The organism is Candidatus Nanosynbacter sp. HMT-352, from assembly GCF_022819365.1.
Taxonomy (GTDB): Bacteria; Patescibacteriota; Saccharimonadia; order Saccharimonadales; family Saccharimonadaceae; genus Nanosynbacter.
The window spans coordinates 379,448-395,081 of sequence record NZ_CP089289.1 but is presented as its reverse complement, the minus strand read 5'-3'; the positions used below and the strand labels follow the sequence as shown (position 1 = coordinate 395,081).

The 15,634-nt window shown below is 45.5% G+C and carries 17 protein-coding genes and 1 other annotated feature; of the genes, 2 read left to right on the top strand and 15 right to left on the bottom strand.

Annotated features, from left to right (window positions below; all coding sequences use genetic code 11):
- Positions 1-39: 39 nt before the first annotated feature.
- The 12 genes from recR to rplA form a co-directional block, all read right to left on the bottom strand.
- The gene (gene recR, locus LRM49_RS02160) at positions 40-657 is read right to left on the bottom strand and encodes a recombination mediator RecR (protein WP_232736512.1); all 618 of its coding nucleotides are present in this window, start codon (positions 655-657) and stop codon (positions 40-42) included.
- Between the two features lie 4 nt (positions 658-661).
- Positions 662-952, bottom strand: a complete 291-nt coding sequence (locus LRM49_RS02155) for a YbaB/EbfC family nucleoid-associated protein (RefSeq protein WP_129635271.1) — start codon at positions 950-952, stop codon at positions 662-664.
- Between the two features lie 32 nt (positions 953-984).
- The gene (locus tag LRM49_RS02150) at positions 985-2,445 is read right to left on the bottom strand and encodes a glycosyltransferase family 39 protein (protein WP_243777598.1); all 1,461 of its coding nucleotides are present in this window, start codon (positions 2,443-2,445) and stop codon (positions 985-987) included.
- 21 nt (positions 2,446-2,466) lie between these two features.
- The gene (gene dnaB / locus LRM49_RS02145; protein ID WP_243777597.1) at positions 2,467-3,819 is read right to left on the bottom strand and encodes a replicative DNA helicase; all 1,353 of its coding nucleotides are present in this window, start codon (positions 3,817-3,819) and stop codon (positions 2,467-2,469) included.
- The gene (dnaX, locus tag LRM49_RS02140; protein ID WP_243777596.1) at positions 3,819-5,267 is read right to left on the bottom strand and encodes a DNA polymerase III subunit gamma/tau; all 1,449 of its coding nucleotides are present in this window, start codon (positions 5,265-5,267) and stop codon (positions 3,819-3,821) included. The genes dnaB and dnaX overlap by 1 nt, the downstream gene beginning before the upstream one ends.
- Before the next feature lie 46 nt (positions 5,268-5,313).
- Positions 5,314-5,706, bottom strand: a complete 393-nt coding sequence (locus LRM49_RS02135; protein WP_243777595.1) for a hypothetical protein — start codon at positions 5,704-5,706, stop codon at positions 5,314-5,316.
- Positions 5,707-6,283: 577 nt separating this feature from the next.
- Positions 6,284-7,159, bottom strand: coding sequence for a DUF2797 domain-containing protein (locus LRM49_RS02130; protein WP_243777594.1), 876 nt, complete (start codon positions 7,157-7,159; stop codon positions 6,284-6,286).
- Between the two features lie 5 nt (positions 7,160-7,164).
- Positions 7,165-7,680, bottom strand: a complete 516-nt coding sequence (locus tag LRM49_RS02125; RefSeq protein WP_243777593.1) for a hypothetical protein — start codon at positions 7,678-7,680, stop codon at positions 7,165-7,167.
- Positions 7,681-7,930: 250 nt separating this feature from the next.
- Positions 7,931-8,308 carry a 50S ribosomal protein L7/L12 gene (rplL, locus tag LRM49_RS02120; protein WP_129632638.1) on the bottom strand — a complete coding sequence of 126 codons (378 nt, stop codon included), beginning with the start codon at positions 8,306-8,308 and terminating at the stop codon, positions 7,931-7,933.
- A 65-nt stretch (positions 8,309-8,373) separates the two neighbouring features.
- Positions 8,374-8,898: a 50S ribosomal protein L10 gene (rplJ, locus tag LRM49_RS02115; RefSeq protein WP_243777592.1), complete on the bottom strand. Its 525-nt coding sequence runs from the start codon at positions 8,896-8,898 to the stop codon at positions 8,374-8,376.
- A gap of 59 nt (positions 8,899-8,957) precedes the next feature.
- Positions 8,958-9,094, bottom strand: a sequence feature (ribosomal protein L10 leader region).
- 223 nt (positions 9,095-9,317) lie between these two features.
- Positions 9,318-10,706 (bottom strand): hypothetical protein, encoded by a 1,389-nt coding sequence (locus LRM49_RS02110; RefSeq protein WP_243777591.1) that lies wholly within the window; start codon positions 10,704-10,706, stop codon positions 9,318-9,320.
- Between the two features lie 233 nt (positions 10,707-10,939).
- Positions 10,940-11,626, bottom strand: coding sequence for a 50S ribosomal protein L1 (rplA, locus tag LRM49_RS02105; RefSeq protein ID WP_129632827.1), 687 nt, complete (start codon positions 11,624-11,626; stop codon positions 10,940-10,942).
- A gap of 470 nt (positions 11,627-12,096) precedes the next feature.
- Here rplA and LRM49_RS02100 point away from each other — a divergent pair, with 470 nt between their 5' ends.
- Both LRM49_RS02100 and eno read left to right on the top strand, forming a co-directional pair.
- A complete protein-coding gene (locus LRM49_RS02100) occupies positions 12,097-12,600 on the top strand; it encodes a hypothetical protein (protein WP_243777590.1) in 504 nt (167 codons plus the stop codon).
- A 33-nt stretch (positions 12,601-12,633) separates the two neighbouring features.
- Positions 12,634-13,914 (top strand): phosphopyruvate hydratase, encoded by a 1,281-nt coding sequence (eno, locus tag LRM49_RS02095; protein WP_243777589.1) that lies wholly within the window; start codon positions 12,634-12,636, stop codon positions 13,912-13,914.
- Positions 13,915-13,979: 65 nt separating this feature from the next.
- On the opposite strand, the gene LRM49_RS02090 is transcribed toward eno, so the two are convergent.
- The 3 genes from LRM49_RS02090 to nusG all read right to left on the bottom strand — a co-directional run bounded on the left by LRM49_RS02090 (position 13,980) and on the right by nusG (position 15,634).
- The gene (locus LRM49_RS02090) at positions 13,980-14,531 is read right to left on the bottom strand and encodes an L-threonylcarbamoyladenylate synthase (protein ID WP_243777588.1); all 552 of its coding nucleotides are present in this window, start codon (positions 14,529-14,531) and stop codon (positions 13,980-13,982) included.
- A gap of 65 nt (positions 14,532-14,596) precedes the next feature.
- Complete coding sequence (gene rplK / locus LRM49_RS02085) at positions 14,597-15,022, bottom strand: 50S ribosomal protein L11 (protein WP_129632624.1); 426 nt, start codon at positions 15,020-15,022, stop codon at positions 14,597-14,599.
- A 66-nt stretch (positions 15,023-15,088) separates the two neighbouring features.
- On the bottom strand, positions 15,089-15,634 hold the full coding sequence (nusG, locus tag LRM49_RS02080; protein ID WP_129632621.1) for a transcription termination/antitermination protein NusG: 546 nt from the start codon (positions 15,632-15,634) through the stop codon (positions 15,089-15,091).

Genomic DNA, 15,634 nt, shown 5'->3' with positions numbered 1-15,634 from the left:
AGATGACGGGTATTTTTATTGGCGACGAAACCGTTGAGTCTATAGCTGTTTTCGACCTTCCAGTGCGTGAGTTAGTGTAATTTGATCTGCATACTCGAGGTCAACGCCGACTGGAATACCTCTAGCCAAGCGTGTGATAGTCGTATTCAAGCCAGCTTCTTGGATGTAGCGCTGTAAGAATAGCGCGGTCGACTCGCCTTCTACTGAAGCGTTCGTGGCGATAATAATCTCTTGGACATCGTCGGTTTTTATACGTTCAATTAGCTCTGGGATATGCAATTGCTCCGGTCCAATATTGTCAATCGGTGAGATAACGCCGCCCAGCACGTGGTACGTACCCAGGAACTGCCCTGTTCTTTCTATGGCAACAATATCTAGCGGCTCCTCGACTACACAAACGACTTTTTTATTCCTGTTCGAATCTGCGTATAAAGGCGATACGTCGTCATCTGAGTCGATCAACGCAAATGTCTTCGGGCAGGTTTTTACTCGGTCGTGCAATTGGTCTAATGAATGCGCTAATTGCTTTGCGGATTTGGGGTTGCGGCGTAAAACCGCGTAGGCATATCTTTCAGCCGTACGCGGTCCAACTCCAGGTAGATTACCAAAATCATCAATTAAAGCAGTTAGAGCTTTTGGCAAAATGTCGATTGACATGACTTTAGAACGGCAAGTTGCCCAAGCCGCCCATCAATGGTTTCATAGTTTCAGCAGCGACTTCCTGAGCCTTTGTCATACCGTCGCGAACTGCGATTTCGATCCAGTGCTCCAACTCTTCGATATTCTCCAAGTCGACCATTTCTGGGTCGATCTTTACAGACTTAATCTTTAACTCGCCAGTGATTTGTACGATCACAGCGCCATCGCCAGCCTCAACTTCGATGATTTCTTTGCCTAATTGTTTCTGTGCTTTGCGTAATTGTTGCAGCATTTTTACCTGATCAAACGCCATATTCCTCCTTATTTAACACTTATAATTATACCCTATTTGCGGTCGGATGTGTATATATAGAATCGATCGCCGTCTTTATGGTCATTGACAATTACTGACGATAGGTGTCCAGAGTAAGTCTGCGGAGTTTGAGACTTTACGCTGTGGCTAACGTATAATGTTTGCCCGACGTTTGCTGGCGCTGTGTGGATAATTGATATCTGGTGATAGTTGTGCTTTTTAAGCGCTTCGTAAATCGGTGATTCTTCTTTACTGACCAATAACGAGAATGAATCGGTCGGTGCGGTATTTTTACGGAGTAGCGATAAATCTTTATTAAAGCGTGAAGCTGCTTCTGGGAAATAACGATAACCGTCAATATAGCGGAAGCTGCCGCCTGCCACCATAACGATAATTAGCATTGATATGAGAACCAGTCCTGTGCCGCGAGCGTATGGGTTGCGCGGGAAAAGTCCGTACCACATATTCATTAGGGATTCCAATCCGACCGCCAAGAGAATGAATAGCGGGATGATGATTATCGGGGTGAGGCTTGGCTGGAAGATGAGTAGCGCCAATGCTAAGATTAGCCACGACCAAATCATAAACGAGCGGGCGCTGGAGATTTTTTGGAAGCTGCGGAATAGCCCTAGTCCGATTAGCACCATTGCGTTGATGTCCATAATTGGTGTGATTTGATTTCCTACGACTGATGGGAAAATGCGGATGTATGTGTAATATAAAGTCCTGAGGTTCGCAACAATATCAAAACTTAGGCCGTTGATGCCGATGAGGTTGTAAAATAGCGCGTGGGATTTATAGCAAAGAAAACTAATCGCACAACCAATTGTGAATAAAATAGCGGACGGCACGATCCAAGATTTACGATGTTTTCGGGAGATGAGAAAATAGCGTGGGTGTGGATGTAGAAAGGCGATGATCAGAAGTCCCAGATTGATATACCAAAAATACGGAGTGAAGAGGCTGAGCACCGTGGTGATGGCTAAGCTGATTCGCCAAATGGAGGCGTTCTGGGCTTTCTGGAGAATCAATGTAGCAAAAAGTAAAGTTAGCGCGGTGTAAAAGATGTATAAAATGCCAACAGTTGCGCTTTGACCGATGAATAAGAATTGTCCGGTCGTTGCCATGATTAATAGCGATAGAATCGTTGTGGACGGCTTAAACCAGCGCTTTAAGAGGAAGAAAATAGCGACAGAGCTGGCGATTGAAAGGATTACGGCGGGCGCTTTAATTGTTAATAAACTGACGCCGAATAGCTTGAAGAATAGCAATTGAAGAAGGTGAAATGGCAGATTTGTGACGGCTATTCCTTCGATACTGAAGTTCAAGTGATTTGTCGTATTGACCATGTCGATTTCTGCTTGCGACAAACCTCCCGGCACGTGCAACGCAGAAATTATAATAGCTCCTATATACAACAGCGCCAGCAACGTATAGCCGAAAACGTAGCGCCATCGGTAAAGAAATATATCGGTAACTTTTTGCTTTTTCATTGGTATGATTATAACACAATTCTATTTATGATTGGGATCGAAGCTCATAAAGCGTAGGCGCTCTGGGTGGAAGTACAATTGGACTTTACCAACTGGGCCGTTACGATGCTTAGCGATGATTAAGTCTGTAATGTTCTGAACTTCTGGGTTGTCGGGTTCGTAATATCCAGGGCGATAAATAAAGCTCACGATGTCGGCGTCCTGCTCAATGGAGCCGGATTCGCGCAGGTCGGCTAGTTGTGGAATTGGCGGCGTGCGAGATTCGACAGAACGACTCAACTGACTCAGGGCAATTAGCGGCACATTCAATTCGCGAGCAATAAGCTTCAGTCCGCGTGAAATTTCCGAAACTTCCTGAACGCGGTTTCCGTTGTGGTTTCCGTTAGCCTGCATAAGCTGCAAATAGTCGACGATGATTAGTCCTAATGGATTCTCATGGGCAATTCGACGCGCTTTAGTTCGCATTTCCAAAACTGATAATCCTGGCGTGTCATCGATGTAAATCGGCGCCTCAGCCATTTCTCCCATAGCTTCAGACAACTTCGCAAAATCTTCATCGCTCAAGTTTCCGGTGCGAATATTCCAGCTATCAACACCCGACGCATCCGCCAGCATACGGTCGACCAGCTGTTCCTTACTCATCTCTAGGCTGAAAAATAGGACAGGATTTTTCTCAATTGTCGCCACATTATAAGCCAAATTTGTCACTAGCGTCGTTTTACCCATGGCTGGACGCGCAGCCAGAATAATCAAGTCCGATTTTTGCAAGCCAGCGGTCATATTGTCCAGATCGCGATAGCCAGTGCGGACTCCTCTGAGAGAACCTTTATTCTTACTGAGTTCTTCAATTCGGTCAAAACTATCCGTCAGAATGCTTTCCAGGCTGACCAAATCTTGCTTGGTTGATTGGTCTGACACGCTGAAAAGTTCAGCTTCAGCCTTCTCTAATAATTCCTGCGTGGTCGTCGATTCGTCATAGCCAAGTTCGGAAATATCGCCGCTCGCTTTTATTAGACGCCTGCGAACCGCCGCTTGTGCAATCATTTCCGCGTAAGCTGATGCGTGCGCTGCCGTTGGGACGTAGTTTGTTAGTTCTGTTAAATACGCTGATCCGCCGACCAATTCCAGCTCATCCTTACGTTTCAGCTCATCAGTTAAGGTCAATAGATCGACAGGCTTATGTTTTTCAAATAGTCGCATCATTCCGGCAAAAATCAATCCGTGATTCTTGTCGTAAAAATCGCTAGGGTGAGTAATTTCTGCGGCGTCCGCCAAAACTTCCTCGTCAATTAAAACTGCCCCAAGCAAACTCTTTTCCGCGTCCAAATTTTGTGGCGGTATCTTCCCTTTTACTTCTTCACTTTTATCTGCCATTAAATATCCTCCAGTTTAACTTCTTCGCCGCCACCCATTAATTCTGCAATTTCCGCCAATTTTTCGTCCTCTGGCGGCTTCTTCTCTCCAATTATATCAATCTCCAAATCCATCGCGGTTTCTTCTGAGATAATTTCCGAGATCAATGGTTTGTTTTTTGCGTCGTCCAGCTTTTTCTTATAAAACGCGGAACCTGCGTAAATTGTCAATTTTTCACCGTCAAACGACCACTGGCTTTTCTGCAATAATGACACCAGCCCGAGGGATTTTTCCTTTGCTCGCTCAATGACTTTCTCCCAATTTAGCTCTAGTGGCGCGTCAGTTTTCTTTGGTTTTGCGGTGGGTTTTTTTGCTGGCTCGGCTGGTTTTTCTTCTTTTTCAATCGGCTTTTCGGTCGGTTTTGCTGACTCTGTGGGCTTAATTGGCGTTGGTTTTTCGGCGGGTTTTTGGGGCGCAGCTTGAGTTGTATCTTTCTTTGTCGCGACTGGCTTTTCTGTTGGCTGAGAATTGCTATTCATGAATATCGTCAATAATTTCAAGTCTGGGTGTGGGTGTCGATCAACCTCGATCAGTTGTTGAACCAGCCCAATAAGATTCGGATTTTTTCGTAACCTATTGCGAGCAATCGACAATAATTGATGTGACACGATAACTGAATTCGCACCGCTATTTTCTAATTCCTGGAAGATATTTAAGACTTTCTCGTTGTCGTCGGATGGATATGAATCCAACAAATTGCCGAGCATCGTCGCGTCGCTCAGTCCCAAATATTCGGTAACCATATTCGCCGTCAGCGGCTGGTCTGGAGTTGCTAAAATCGACAATTGGTCAAGCGTACTAATACCGTCACGGAATCCGCCGCGGGAACGTTCAGCGATTAATCTGGCGGCGTCCTCTTCAATTGCGAATCCCTCTTGCTTCGCTATATTCATTAACTGGCGCGTCATAATTTCCGTCGGAATTGGGCGGAAGAAAAATTGCTGCACACGACTAAGAATTGTGGCTGGAAGTTTGTCGGCGTCGGTTGTAGCTAAGATAAACACCACGTGCTCTGGCGGTTCTTCCAAGGTTTTTAATAGCGCGTTAAATGCTGATTTTGACAGCATATGAACTTCGTCGATGATATAAACTTTTTTTGGTGCAGAAACAGGTGCGACTTGGGCTTTTTCCCTTAAAGCACGAATGTCGTCAACGCCGTTATTGCTGGCTGCGTCAATTTCAATAATATCCAAGTTTGAAGCGTCGTCATCATATGGCAAATGGTTAATCTCGTGTGCCAGAATTCGCGCCACCGATGTTTTTCCCACGCCACGCGGTCCAGTCAACAAGTACGCATGAGCAATTTTTCCCTGCTCTAACGCTCGGCGTAAAATACTAGTCACGTTATCTTGACCTAAAACTTCATCCAAACTGCGACTGCGATATTTACGATATAGCGCCTGACTCATCCCCTCATGCTCCTCATGAGATAATTATATCAGAAAACGGCATTTTTTATGGATAGCGCAGATCGATTTTGTGTTTTGTTTCGGCGACATAAAAACGGTAGTAACTATTAGGGTCTGACACGGTTGGATTTTCAAGTATCTCGTCGTTTTCTTTTATCTCAATATATTCATCGTTACTATACGGCTTGATAAGCTTAGTAAATTCAAACGCATATTCACCAGAAATATTCTTTAGTTCTCGACTCTGATCTATTGGGTCGGCATAGTCGGTCATAACTAGTATAAGAAAGTATCCACCCTTACCGCCGAATAGATGAAAAGTCGTATCTGGACTAAGCGGTATCAGTGGTGCGAATTGTCGAACATAACCCAATTTTTTCAGAATTGGAAATGCTTCAAAAACTACAGACGGAAATACAAAATTTGAGTAATTGTTCATAATGAAATTATATCAGGTAAGATGGACAGTTTTCAGACATATCCAGGTCTTATGGCTTAGAAATCAGTGAGGTGATCGCGCAAGTCGTTGCCGTTCATGGTTGGTTTCCCATGCGTTGTCGACGATAACCTGACCACCCTCGCTCTCAGGCAGTCTCTAATAGACGATATTCTCGCCGAGCGGACCGCCAGTGGCTCTGACATGACCATGACTATCACCGGGGATGTTACTAAACCTGCCGCCGTAGTAGACGTTAACAAATGTGATTTCCGAGTATTCGAGATCGCATAAATACGATTATTATTGTGATAATGGCAGTAATTATGCAAGTTAACAGCAGAGCCTTAGACTTCTTGCTATTTTTTTCTTTCTTAAGGATGAATATTGATGTAATTAGAGTCACCGTTCCCAAGATGTATGGCAAGTATCGTGCTAGTACTATTGAAGTATTTAATAATATTGTAGTTAAGCTCATTGGTAGTCTCCTTTACTGTGAAAGTTTGATTTATATATATATATCAATAATAGAGTAAAATTTCAAGCTATTTCATCAAAAATATATTGTAAAAATAAGGTCTTAAAATAACGTTAATTGCTCGGTTGGTAAATCTAGCTCAATTTCTCCGTCAACTTTTTGCGCCCGATAGCCAATAAGCTTTTTGATATTGTAAGCCAGCAGCTGACCGTCGTAATCAGTGATGACAATTGAGCCGATGACGCTGCGTACATGCCCGACCAATTGACCGCAATCTTTCATTAAAACGACACGTGACAAATCAACGCCAGCGGTTTGAAAATAATCTTCACAAGGAATTAGTTCGGATTTCGGAAACGACACGCCAATTTTCTGTTCAATTTCAAGTAATTTTTGTCGCAATTTCCTTTCGCCGGCTGCACGGTCAAAAGGTTGTTTTATCAATTCCATCTTTTTGTGAACTGGCAGAGTTTCAATTATTCCGTCCAGCTTAGAAATTTTCGCCTCGTATTGTCTGGCGATCAATGCCGAAGAAAATGTTTCTAATTTTATGGCTAATCGCGCTCCCTGCTCTAATAATCTCCGAATTCCGCGCTCTTCTTGCGAGATTCCAACTTTTATGACGTTCGGTGCGAAGTATGCCAAGTAAACAAAGTGCGGATTTTGATTGATTTTTTCTTGTTGGACGGAAACCGAACTGGCGTTGTAAAATGCTGGGTTAAAGCCAGTTCTGTCGCGGCATTTTAAGCAATTTTCATACTTTTCATCAACTGCGGCTTGATCTGGACAAATTTGGCTGCAGTGATTCTCAAAGTCCACCCAACCCGCGCAATATTTAACAGAAAAATCGAACTCAAGAGATAAATCTTGTCCAAATAATTCATAACGCTCAATTTTACCGTCAACTTGACATTCGACGAATGGCTTATTGTCAGTATTAAAACTGGCGTAACTGAGCAGAAATTCGCTCGATAGCATAATATTTACAATGCAGCTTCGACAGCAGCCCAAGTTGCGTCAGGGTTGTCTTCAGGGATGATGATTGTAACTTGGTCGCCGACGTTAATTCGGAAGTAAGTTACGCTAGCAAGCAAAATACGATATTCGCGGCCGGAAGCCTCGACATAGTAAATTCCGTCGTGCTGGACAAGTGTTCCGATAACTTGCTTTCGTGGTACAGGACCGATTTGCTTATAGATAAAGCTGCCGTCTTCAGCGATTGTCAATTTCATCAGGTCACCTTCAACCAGCTTCGACTTTGAAGCGTAGTTGGCTGGGATTGGGTAATTTTTGCCGTCTGGGCTAAGCATCATCTGGCCGTCAAATACGCCTTCGATAATCTTTCCTGTTACATCATCTGACGAAGTTTTTGGTGTGACAACTTGTCCATCGTCGCCGATAATACTAATCAATAATTCTTTTGCGGCAGCTAAATTGGTCTCCGCCTCTTGAATAAGTGTCCTCAGACGCTTAATTTGCTTTTCTGGTAATTCAGACATGGTTCTCGCAATTCCTTTGTCTATTTTTTATAATACTTAACTAATATATAGCATATCCTTACATTTATATCAAGTCGCGTTATCTATTTTTATCCAATTTTCCACAGCACTATAAGATATGAATAAAAAAGTGTTGCAAATTTTACTCTTGAAAATGATGTGCGGTTCGTGATATTAAGATTGGCGACATAAAAATCACCGCCCAGAGCGGACGGTGATTAAACGAAACAAATTGGCGTTATATAACAAATTATGAAAGCTCGACAGTAGCGCCAGCGTCTTCCAAAGTTTTCTTTGCAGCTTCAGCTTCGTCTTTAGAAACTTTTTCCTTGACTGGTGCTGGAGCGCCGTCAACGATAGCTTTTGCTTCACCTAGACCTAGGCCAGTGATTTCCTTAACAGCCTTGATGACTGCAACCTTCTGAGAACCAGCGTCTTTCAAAGTAACTGTGAACTCAGTTTTTTCGTCAGCAGCAGCGGCGTCACCACCAGCAGCTGGACCAGCAACAGCGACAGCTGCAGCAGCTGGCTCGATGCCGTATTCTTCTTTAAGATGATTTTTCAATTCGTTAACTTCTAGAACTGTCAATTTTACAAGTTCTTCAGCCAATTTCTTAATATCAGCCATTGATATTCTCCTTTATTATTATATTGTTGCGATGATTGCAACGTTACTAGTGTTGATTGCTAAACTTAAGCAGTAGCTTTGGCTTCGATGCCGTCCAAAAGTCCGTGCAAATTGCCGCCAAGCGCGTTGACTGTGTCGTGTACTGGTGATAGCAATTGTGATACCACTTGAGCAACGAGTTGGTCTTTGCTTGGTAGGCCTGCCAATGCTTTAACGTCAGCTTCGCTAATTGCCAAGCCTTCGCCTGAGAAGCCACCTGCAAGTTGTAGTGCTGGATGCGTTTTTGCAAACGTGTCCAATACCTTTGCTGGCATAACTTCATCTTCGCTACTTACGGCGTAAACCAATTGACCAACCAATAAGCTGGTGTCGGTTTCTTTGTAAGTGTCGATTTCCTGAAGAGCTACGCGTACCAATCGGTTTTTAACAACCTTGATAGTAACGCCCGCTTCGCGAGCTGCCTTGCGTAGTTCTTGTAGGTCGGCAACGGTAAGGGTTTGATATCGAGCAAAAGCTGTACCCTTAGCGTCTTTTAATAGCTCTGTCAGTTCAGCAACCAAAGTTTGTTTTTTATCGCGTGAAATTGCCATAAAAATCCTTTCTTTGATTGAGTTAATTTGTTATGTGCCAATTTGTTAACGTGCGGTAATGGAGAATCAAAAAACGTCTTTGATTCTCGCACTACCAAAGACGTCAAATAAAACTGTTAGTTTCATCCCTCGGTGGCATTTTTACACTTGTTTTACGTCAAGTCGCCACTGTCTTTGGTAATGTTCCAGACTATTGTAGCAGAAATGACAACGAAAAACAAGAGTTATGGCAATTATTTTCCAGCCGATTATTTTACAATAATAACGTAATAAAATCAATAGGCGTCTATATCTAATCAAAGAGAAAGCCCGCTCCGTGGTGGAGCGGGCGGGCGAACCTCCTCTCTGTATCTTTCTGTATCTGAGTTCTCTGTCGAGGGGTGCTAGTCGATTAAACTAACACCCCTCGACGAGAAGGACTAGTCCTTCGAGCGCGCTGCCTGGCGGCGACGCGCCCAAAGAGCGAGACCCCCGAGGGCCGCTAGCGCGACCGCGCCGGCGATCGCGCTCCCGGTAGCACCAGTGACCGCCAGCTTCTTGTGCTGGGGTGCTGGTGTGGGGATAGCCGAGGGCGTAGGCTCCTTATACCGTTCAATAACGGGAGTGGGGAGCGGTACAGGCCTACGAGTAGGCGTTGTGCTCGGACTCGGAGTCGGAGTCACCGACGGGGTCGTGCTCGGCGTGGGTGCCGACGGGGTCGGGCTCGGTGCCGGGCTTGGTGCCGACGGACTCGGTTCAGGAGTCGTCGATGGGCTCGGACTCGGAGTCGGTTCCGGTGTCACACTAGGTGTCGACGGTGTCGGCTCCGGGGTCGGAGTCGCGGTTGGAGTCGGACTCGGTGCCGGGGTCGGGGTCACAGAGGGAGTGGGTGTAGGCTGAGGAGCAGGCGTCGTGCCGTCTCCGTCGGTCCCTCCATCAGCCTTGATCTCGACCGTCTTCTCATAGCGGACGCCATTGACGGTAGCCACATTCGTGACCGCCTTTGCGCCATCAGGGTTCACCGGATCGGGGGTGTAGGTCACACAGACCTTCGATCCCTCGGGAGCCATCATCTTGATGGTCTCGTTGTTAACCTGAGTAGCCGTGACCTTGATAACGGTCTTCGGGTTCCACGTCTCATCCGTAGAGCACGAGACAACATTCGAGAGACGGGTGCTCTCGTCGTGAATTGTGTACTCAGTGCCAGGCGTGGTGACCCAGCTGATCATCCAAGAGACGGTGTTGTCAGGATTGACCCATCCCGCCTTGAAGTTGTCGATACTTGCGTAGGGGTAATGCACAGGACCGCAGTCCCTATCGCATGTACCATCGCCGTTGCTATCACCGAACGTGACTGTCGACGTCTTGCCCTCCAGGATAAACTCTGCGGTGGTCTTACCGACCGCACTTTCCTGAATTCGGGCTGCCGACCACCAATGTCCTGTGACATTTGTCTTGTTGACCATGGTGTCGGGCACCGTGTCAACGGTGCAGGTGAGGGCGGTATTATCAACCGTGCAGTCACCAATCCGTTCTCCTCCGTCGAGGACAAACGGGAAATTGGTGGCCCATTTGAGATCTACGTTAGCATGGACAGAGAAACTCTGTCCGATCTCAAGTTTTTCCGTCGCCCACGTACCGTCCACGCGGACGGAAGACGTGACGTGAGTGCCGGAAGAGGTTACCCGGGTGATTTCGGCGGTCATCTGGTGACCGGTAGTGGCGGTAGACGCCACTTCGATACCAGACGAGGACTGTGCCTCGTTGGTGGCGTACGATGCTCCTCCGAAGAGGAGCATTCCGATAATGCCGACAAGAATTGCCAGCATTGAGACTCTCAGTGGAGTCTTGGTGTGACGGCTCATCGCGCCATCCTTTCTCTCGTGAAAACTTTAGATAGCAGATGTTAAGGTTCTTATCCAGCGCTAGGCTGGAAATCAGAAGCTCTGAACATCAGCCATCTAGGTGGACTTTACTATTTTATCATAAAAAATGAAAAATGCAATAGTAACGCAAAAATCCCGCCAGAATCGACGGGATTTAATTGCCTGAAATATAAAGATTACAGAGAGTTCTCTACTTTAATGCCAGGGCCCATAGTTGTGGCAATTGCAACGCTCTTAACGTAAACGCCCTTTAAGCTGGATGGCTTCTGGGAGTTCAAACTGGTTAAGAATGCGCGTGCGTTTTCTGACAATTTTTCAGCGCCGAATGACACCTTACCGATTGACAAGTGAACAATGGCTTGCTTATCAACGCGGTATTCAACTTTTCCGGCTTTTGCTTCAGAAACGGCTTTAGCGACGTCGGTAGCAACGGTGCCAGACTTTGGATTTGGCATCAAACCGCGCGGGCCAAGCAAACGTGCGTATTTACCAAGCTTTGGCATGTACTGTGGAGTTGCGACCAAAATGTCGAAGTTCAATTCTTCCTTGTCTAATTGGCTTAGGAATTCTTCATCACCGATGATATCGGCGCCAGCTTTTTTAGCGGCAGCGTGTTCTGATTCTGGTGCGAAAACAGCAACGCGAACATCCTTACCTGTACCGTGTGGCAATGCTACGGTTGAGCGAATGTTTTGGTCGGCTTGGCGTGGGTCAACACCTAGGCGGATGTGGATTTCAACGCTAGCGTCGAACTTGACTGGGCTGGTTTCAGTAGCCAATTTCAAAGCCTCGTCTAAGCTGTACAATTTGTTCTTTTCAACGTTTTTTGCAGCGTCTTGATATTTTTTACCGCGGCGCTCCAAGCGTGGACGAGTAACTGGCTTTGGACCTTTCTTTACGTGAGCTTCGGCGTCGTCTGATTGTGGAGTAGTGTCGCCAGCTTCCTTGCGAGCTTCCTTCTCTGCTTTTTCAGCAGCTTCGTCAAGAGCTTTTTGGCTACGTTTGCCAGACTTAGCGACAGTAGCTTCGCGCTCAGCAACAACGTCTTTGTCTTTGTTGTCGTGAGATTTGCTTGCGTCTGTAGCTTCTGCAATTGCTGCTTCGATTTCAGCGATTGTGTTTTTCTCACTGACTTCTAATTTTAGTTCTGCTGCTTTTTCTAGCAACTCGGCTTTCTTTGCCATAAAAATCCTTTCTGTGGTACGAACGGCAATTTGTCATCTTAACAAATCAGCCTCCCAACATTGATTGATAATGTTGAAATTATACCATATTTTCAGAGAATGAGGCAAATGTTTGATTTTATGGAGAAGAATTGTACAATATTTATACTATGAGTGAAGTTTTAAGTAGTCCAGATGATAATTTTGAGGAAATAGTAAGTGGAATTACTTCGTCTTGGGAAAAGGAAGACGCTATAATCATTCCGCCACAATGTGAATCTTGCCCGAGAGTAATGGCGGCACTACTTGAATTGGCTGAATATAAGAAAGCGGTAGGCGAACTCCTGAGAATGGCGTCGGCGAAAGAGGAGGAAATTGTAGTAGTTGACGTACTTACTGGCGAAAGAGTGTCTGAAGGAGTTATTGACTACGCTTGTAAAATAGCTGGCGGTAAATTGGGCGGATTAAGCGAAAAAATAGCAGAAACACAGAGACATATTTCTACTATAACCAAAGAATGCAGAGGACCTTTAGCTCTTAGGGCGTCTGATGGTTATCGGTTTGTGAACGTCGCTATGTGTGATAGTCCGAAGGTGTTTTATTCAGGATTGGGTGAAACTCAAATTGGTGAGCCGGTGATAATACAGCGCGATCTGGAGGGAAATAAAGATTAACATATAATTGCTGTTTTTGATAAAATAGTAATTATGGATATAACAATTACAAACATACAAGCAAGGCAAATTTTAGATTCGCGTGGAAATCCGACGGTTGAGGCGGACGTGACTTTGAGTGACGGTTCGTTCGGTCGTGCGGCTGTTCCGTCTGGCGCAAGCACTGGCTCTTTCGAGGCTGTTGAGCTTCGGGACGGCGAGTTGGCGTTCGGTGGTAAAGGCGTGCTTCGTGCGGCCGAAAATGTCAACGGTGAGATTGCACAGGCTTTGAAAGGCTCTAATCCATTTGATCAGGCTGCAATTGATGAAAAAATGAAGAGTCTGGACGGTACGCCGAATAAGGCGCGTTTGGGTGCTAATGCGATTTTGGCGGTGTCGCTGGCTGCAGCGAAAGCCGCTGCTAAGTCGCGTGGCGTGGAGTTGTATCAATATGTCAATAGCTTGGCTGGAAATCCTGCAATGTGCCTGCCGATGCCGATGATCAACGTAATGAACGGTGGTCAACATGCGTTGGGCGCGACTGATTTTCAGGAATATATGATTATCCCGACTAGCGCGGCAACTTTTGCGGACGCGGTTCGAATGAGTGCGGAAGTTTTTCACGCGTTGGCAAAAATCCTGAAAGACGAAGGTTATCCTACAACGGTTGGCGATGAAGGCGGTTACGCTCCTCATGTCAGGAATGGCAATATGGAGCCTATTTTGTTGCTATCTCGCGCCATCGAGCAGGCTGGCTATAAATTAGGCGTGGACTTTGGTTTTGCGCTGGACGTTGCAGCGAGCGAGCTTTATAAGGACGGCAAATATAACTTGGCGACCGAACATCGAATTCTGTCGGCTGACGAAATGATTCGCACGTATAAAGCCCTGTTGGAACGCGTCCCTGTTCTCTCGATTGAAGATGGATTGAACGAAGAAGCTTGGGAAGATTGGGAGAAAATGACGGCTGATTTGGGCAATTTTGCGCAATTGGTTGGCGATGATCTTTTGGTGACGAATGTCGAGCGATTGAAGCGCGGAATCGAAGAAAAGGCTGGCAATGCGATCTTAATCAAGCCGAACCAAATTGGCACATTGACTGAGACAATTCAGGCTGTTTTGATGGCTAAGAATGCTGGTTGGAATACAGTGATGAGCCACCGATCTGGCGAGACGGAGGACGTAACGATTTCTCATTTGGCGGTTGGTCTGGGCACGGGTCAAATTAAGACTGGCTCGATGTCGCGTTCAGAGCGAATTGCTAAGTATAACGAGCTGCTGAGAATTGCGGAAAAGCGTCCAGATTTGGAAATTGCGCATCCGTTTGTGAAGTAACTCACGCAAAAAGACTTCCTTGTAGCTCAGAGGAAGTCTTTTTTTATTTGGCGATTTTTTGAGGATTATCTTCTTAAAAACTCAATTTCCCCACCCTCGTTGATTCGGACAATTTGTGATGGTTGAGCGTCGGCGACTTCTCCAGAATCGACATAAATCGGCACTAATTCGTGGAAATAATTTATCGCTTCGGTGACGTTCTTTGCCGGTTCTTCTCCTGATGGATTTGCACTGGGCGCGACCAAAAGACCAACGATTCGAATTAACTCCGCCAACGGAGATTCTGGCACGACTCTGAATGCTAATGTTTCGCCGTTCCTCGGAAGATGTGGCAGAAAATTAGGACTCACTTTGGTGACGATTGTTGTTGGTCTATTTTTGGAGATTTCTTGATATTTGCATTTGATCGACGGCGTGAGATTGGGAATGTCATCAATATCCGCAACCAAAATAATAACGGGTTCATCCAAGGGGCGCCGCTTAACTTCGTATAATCTCTCGACGGCTTTTTCTGAATTGGCAGCGGCTAATATTCCGTAAATCGTGTCAGTTTTAGCAATTATCAATTGCTCATTCTGGAGCGCGGAAATTACACTGTCGTCTAAAATATTCTTCACAATCATTTATTTTACCATAAAATAACCCCGAGAAGTCCGGGGCTATTTGCTAAAAGTTCTGTAGATTAGTCGACGACTTCAACTCCCATTGAGCGTGCTGATCCGGCGATAACTTTCATTGCGCCTTCAATGTCGATTGCGTTCAATTGGTCTTTTTTCGCCTCAGCGATTTCTTGCAATTGTGCGCGAGTAATCTTACCGACCTTGTCTGAGTGTGGCTTGCCGCTACCCTTTTGGATGCCAGCTTTCTCACGAATCATATCGTCAACTGGTTGACCAAGTGAGTTCCAAGTAAATGTTCGGTCTTCGTAAACTTGAATGTGAACAATTACGTCCTTACCCATCATGTCTTTTGTAGCGTCATTAAATGGATTGATAAAGTCCATCATGTTTAGTCCCCACTGACCAAGCGTTGATCCCACTGGAGGACCTGCTGTTGCTCGACCGGCTGGAATGCGTAATTTCAAATTACCAATGATTTTCTTTGCCATAGTTCTTCCTTATAGTTTGTAGTGCGTAACTCGAATATTATATCGAAAAATGCTTAAAATTGCAAGCTAAACTTTTTTAACCTGCAGAGCGTCCAACTCGACTGGAGTGTCACGACCAAACATACTGACCATAACCTTCAAAGTTCCCTTAGATGCGTCAATTTCGCTCACGGCGCCATCAAAGCCCTTGAACGGACCGTCGATAATTGAAACAACTTCGCCCTCTGAGAAGTCAATCTGGTGCTTTGGCTCTTCAACGCCCATTCGCTTCTTAATCTTCGCAATCTCTTTTTCAGAAACTGGAGTTGGTGTGGTGTCGGCGCCCACAAATCCTGTAACGCCTGGCGTGTTGCGGATGATGTACCAAGTTTCGTCGGTCAATTTCATCTCAACCAAGACATAGCCCTGGAAGATCTTAGCTTCAACAATTTTACGCTTACCGTTACGAATTTGAATTTGCTTCTCCTTTGGCACGATAACGTCAAAAATCTTATCAGCCATATCAACGCCGTTGATTCGTTGGCGAATTGATTCAGCAACTTTTTCTTCGTAGCCAGAATAGGTATGAATTGCATACCATTGCTTACTGTCGTCATATCGTTTTGAACTCAT

What these genes read in the sequence shown, in the direction of transcription:
- LRM49_RS02100 (WP_243777590.1), top strand. Translation starts at nt 12,097, where the DNA reads ATGAGTGAAGTTTTAAGTAGTCCAGATGATAATTTTGAGGAAATAGTA.
- LRM49_RS02150 (WP_243777598.1), bottom strand. Translation starts at nt 2,445, where the DNA reads ATGAAAAAGCAAAAAGTTACCGATATATTTCTTTACCGATGGCGCTAC.
- LRM49_RS02125 (WP_243777593.1), bottom strand. Translation starts at nt 7,680, where the DNA reads ATGTCTGAATTACCAGAAAAGCAAATTAAGCGTCTGAGGACACTTATT.
- recR (WP_232736512.1), bottom strand. Translation starts at nt 657, where the DNA reads ATGTCAATCGACATTTTGCCAAAAGCTCTAACTGCTTTAATTGATGAT.
- dnaX (WP_243777596.1), bottom strand. Translation starts at nt 5,267, where the DNA reads ATGAGTCAGGCGCTATATCGTAAATATCGCAGTCGCAGTTTGGATGAA.
- nusG (WP_129632621.1), bottom strand. Translation starts at nt 15,634, where the DNA reads ATGAGTTCAAAACGATATGACGACAGTAAGCAATGGTATGCAATTCAT.
- rplJ (WP_243777592.1), bottom strand. Translation starts at nt 8,898, where the DNA reads ATGGCAATTTCACGCGATAAAAAACAAACTTTGGTTGCTGAACTGACA.
- LRM49_RS02130 (WP_243777594.1), bottom strand. Translation starts at nt 7,159, where the DNA reads ATGCTATCGAGCGAATTTCTGCTCAGTTACGCCAGTTTTAATACTGAC.
- eno (WP_243777589.1), top strand. Translation starts at nt 12,634, where the DNA reads ATGGATATAACAATTACAAACATACAAGCAAGGCAAATTTTAGATTCG.
- rplK (WP_129632624.1), bottom strand. Translation starts at nt 15,022, where the DNA reads ATGGCAAAGAAAATCATTGGTAATTTGAAATTACGCATTCCAGCCGGT.
- LRM49_RS02155 (WP_129635271.1), bottom strand. Translation starts at nt 952, where the DNA reads ATGGCGTTTGATCAGGTAAAAATGCTGCAACAATTACGCAAAGCACAG.
- dnaB (WP_243777597.1), bottom strand. Translation starts at nt 3,819, where the DNA reads ATGGCAGATAAAAGTGAAGAAGTAAAAGGGAAGATACCGCCACAAAAT.
- rplL (WP_129632638.1), bottom strand. Translation starts at nt 8,308, where the DNA reads ATGGCTGATATTAAGAAATTGGCTGAAGAACTTGTAAAATTGACAGTT.
- LRM49_RS02135 (WP_243777595.1), bottom strand. Translation starts at nt 5,706, where the DNA reads ATGAACAATTACTCAAATTTTGTATTTCCGTCTGTAGTTTTTGAAGCA.
- LRM49_RS02110 (WP_243777591.1), bottom strand. Translation starts at nt 10,706, where the DNA reads ATGCTGGCAATTCTTGTCGGCATTATCGGAATGCTCCTCTTCGGAGGA.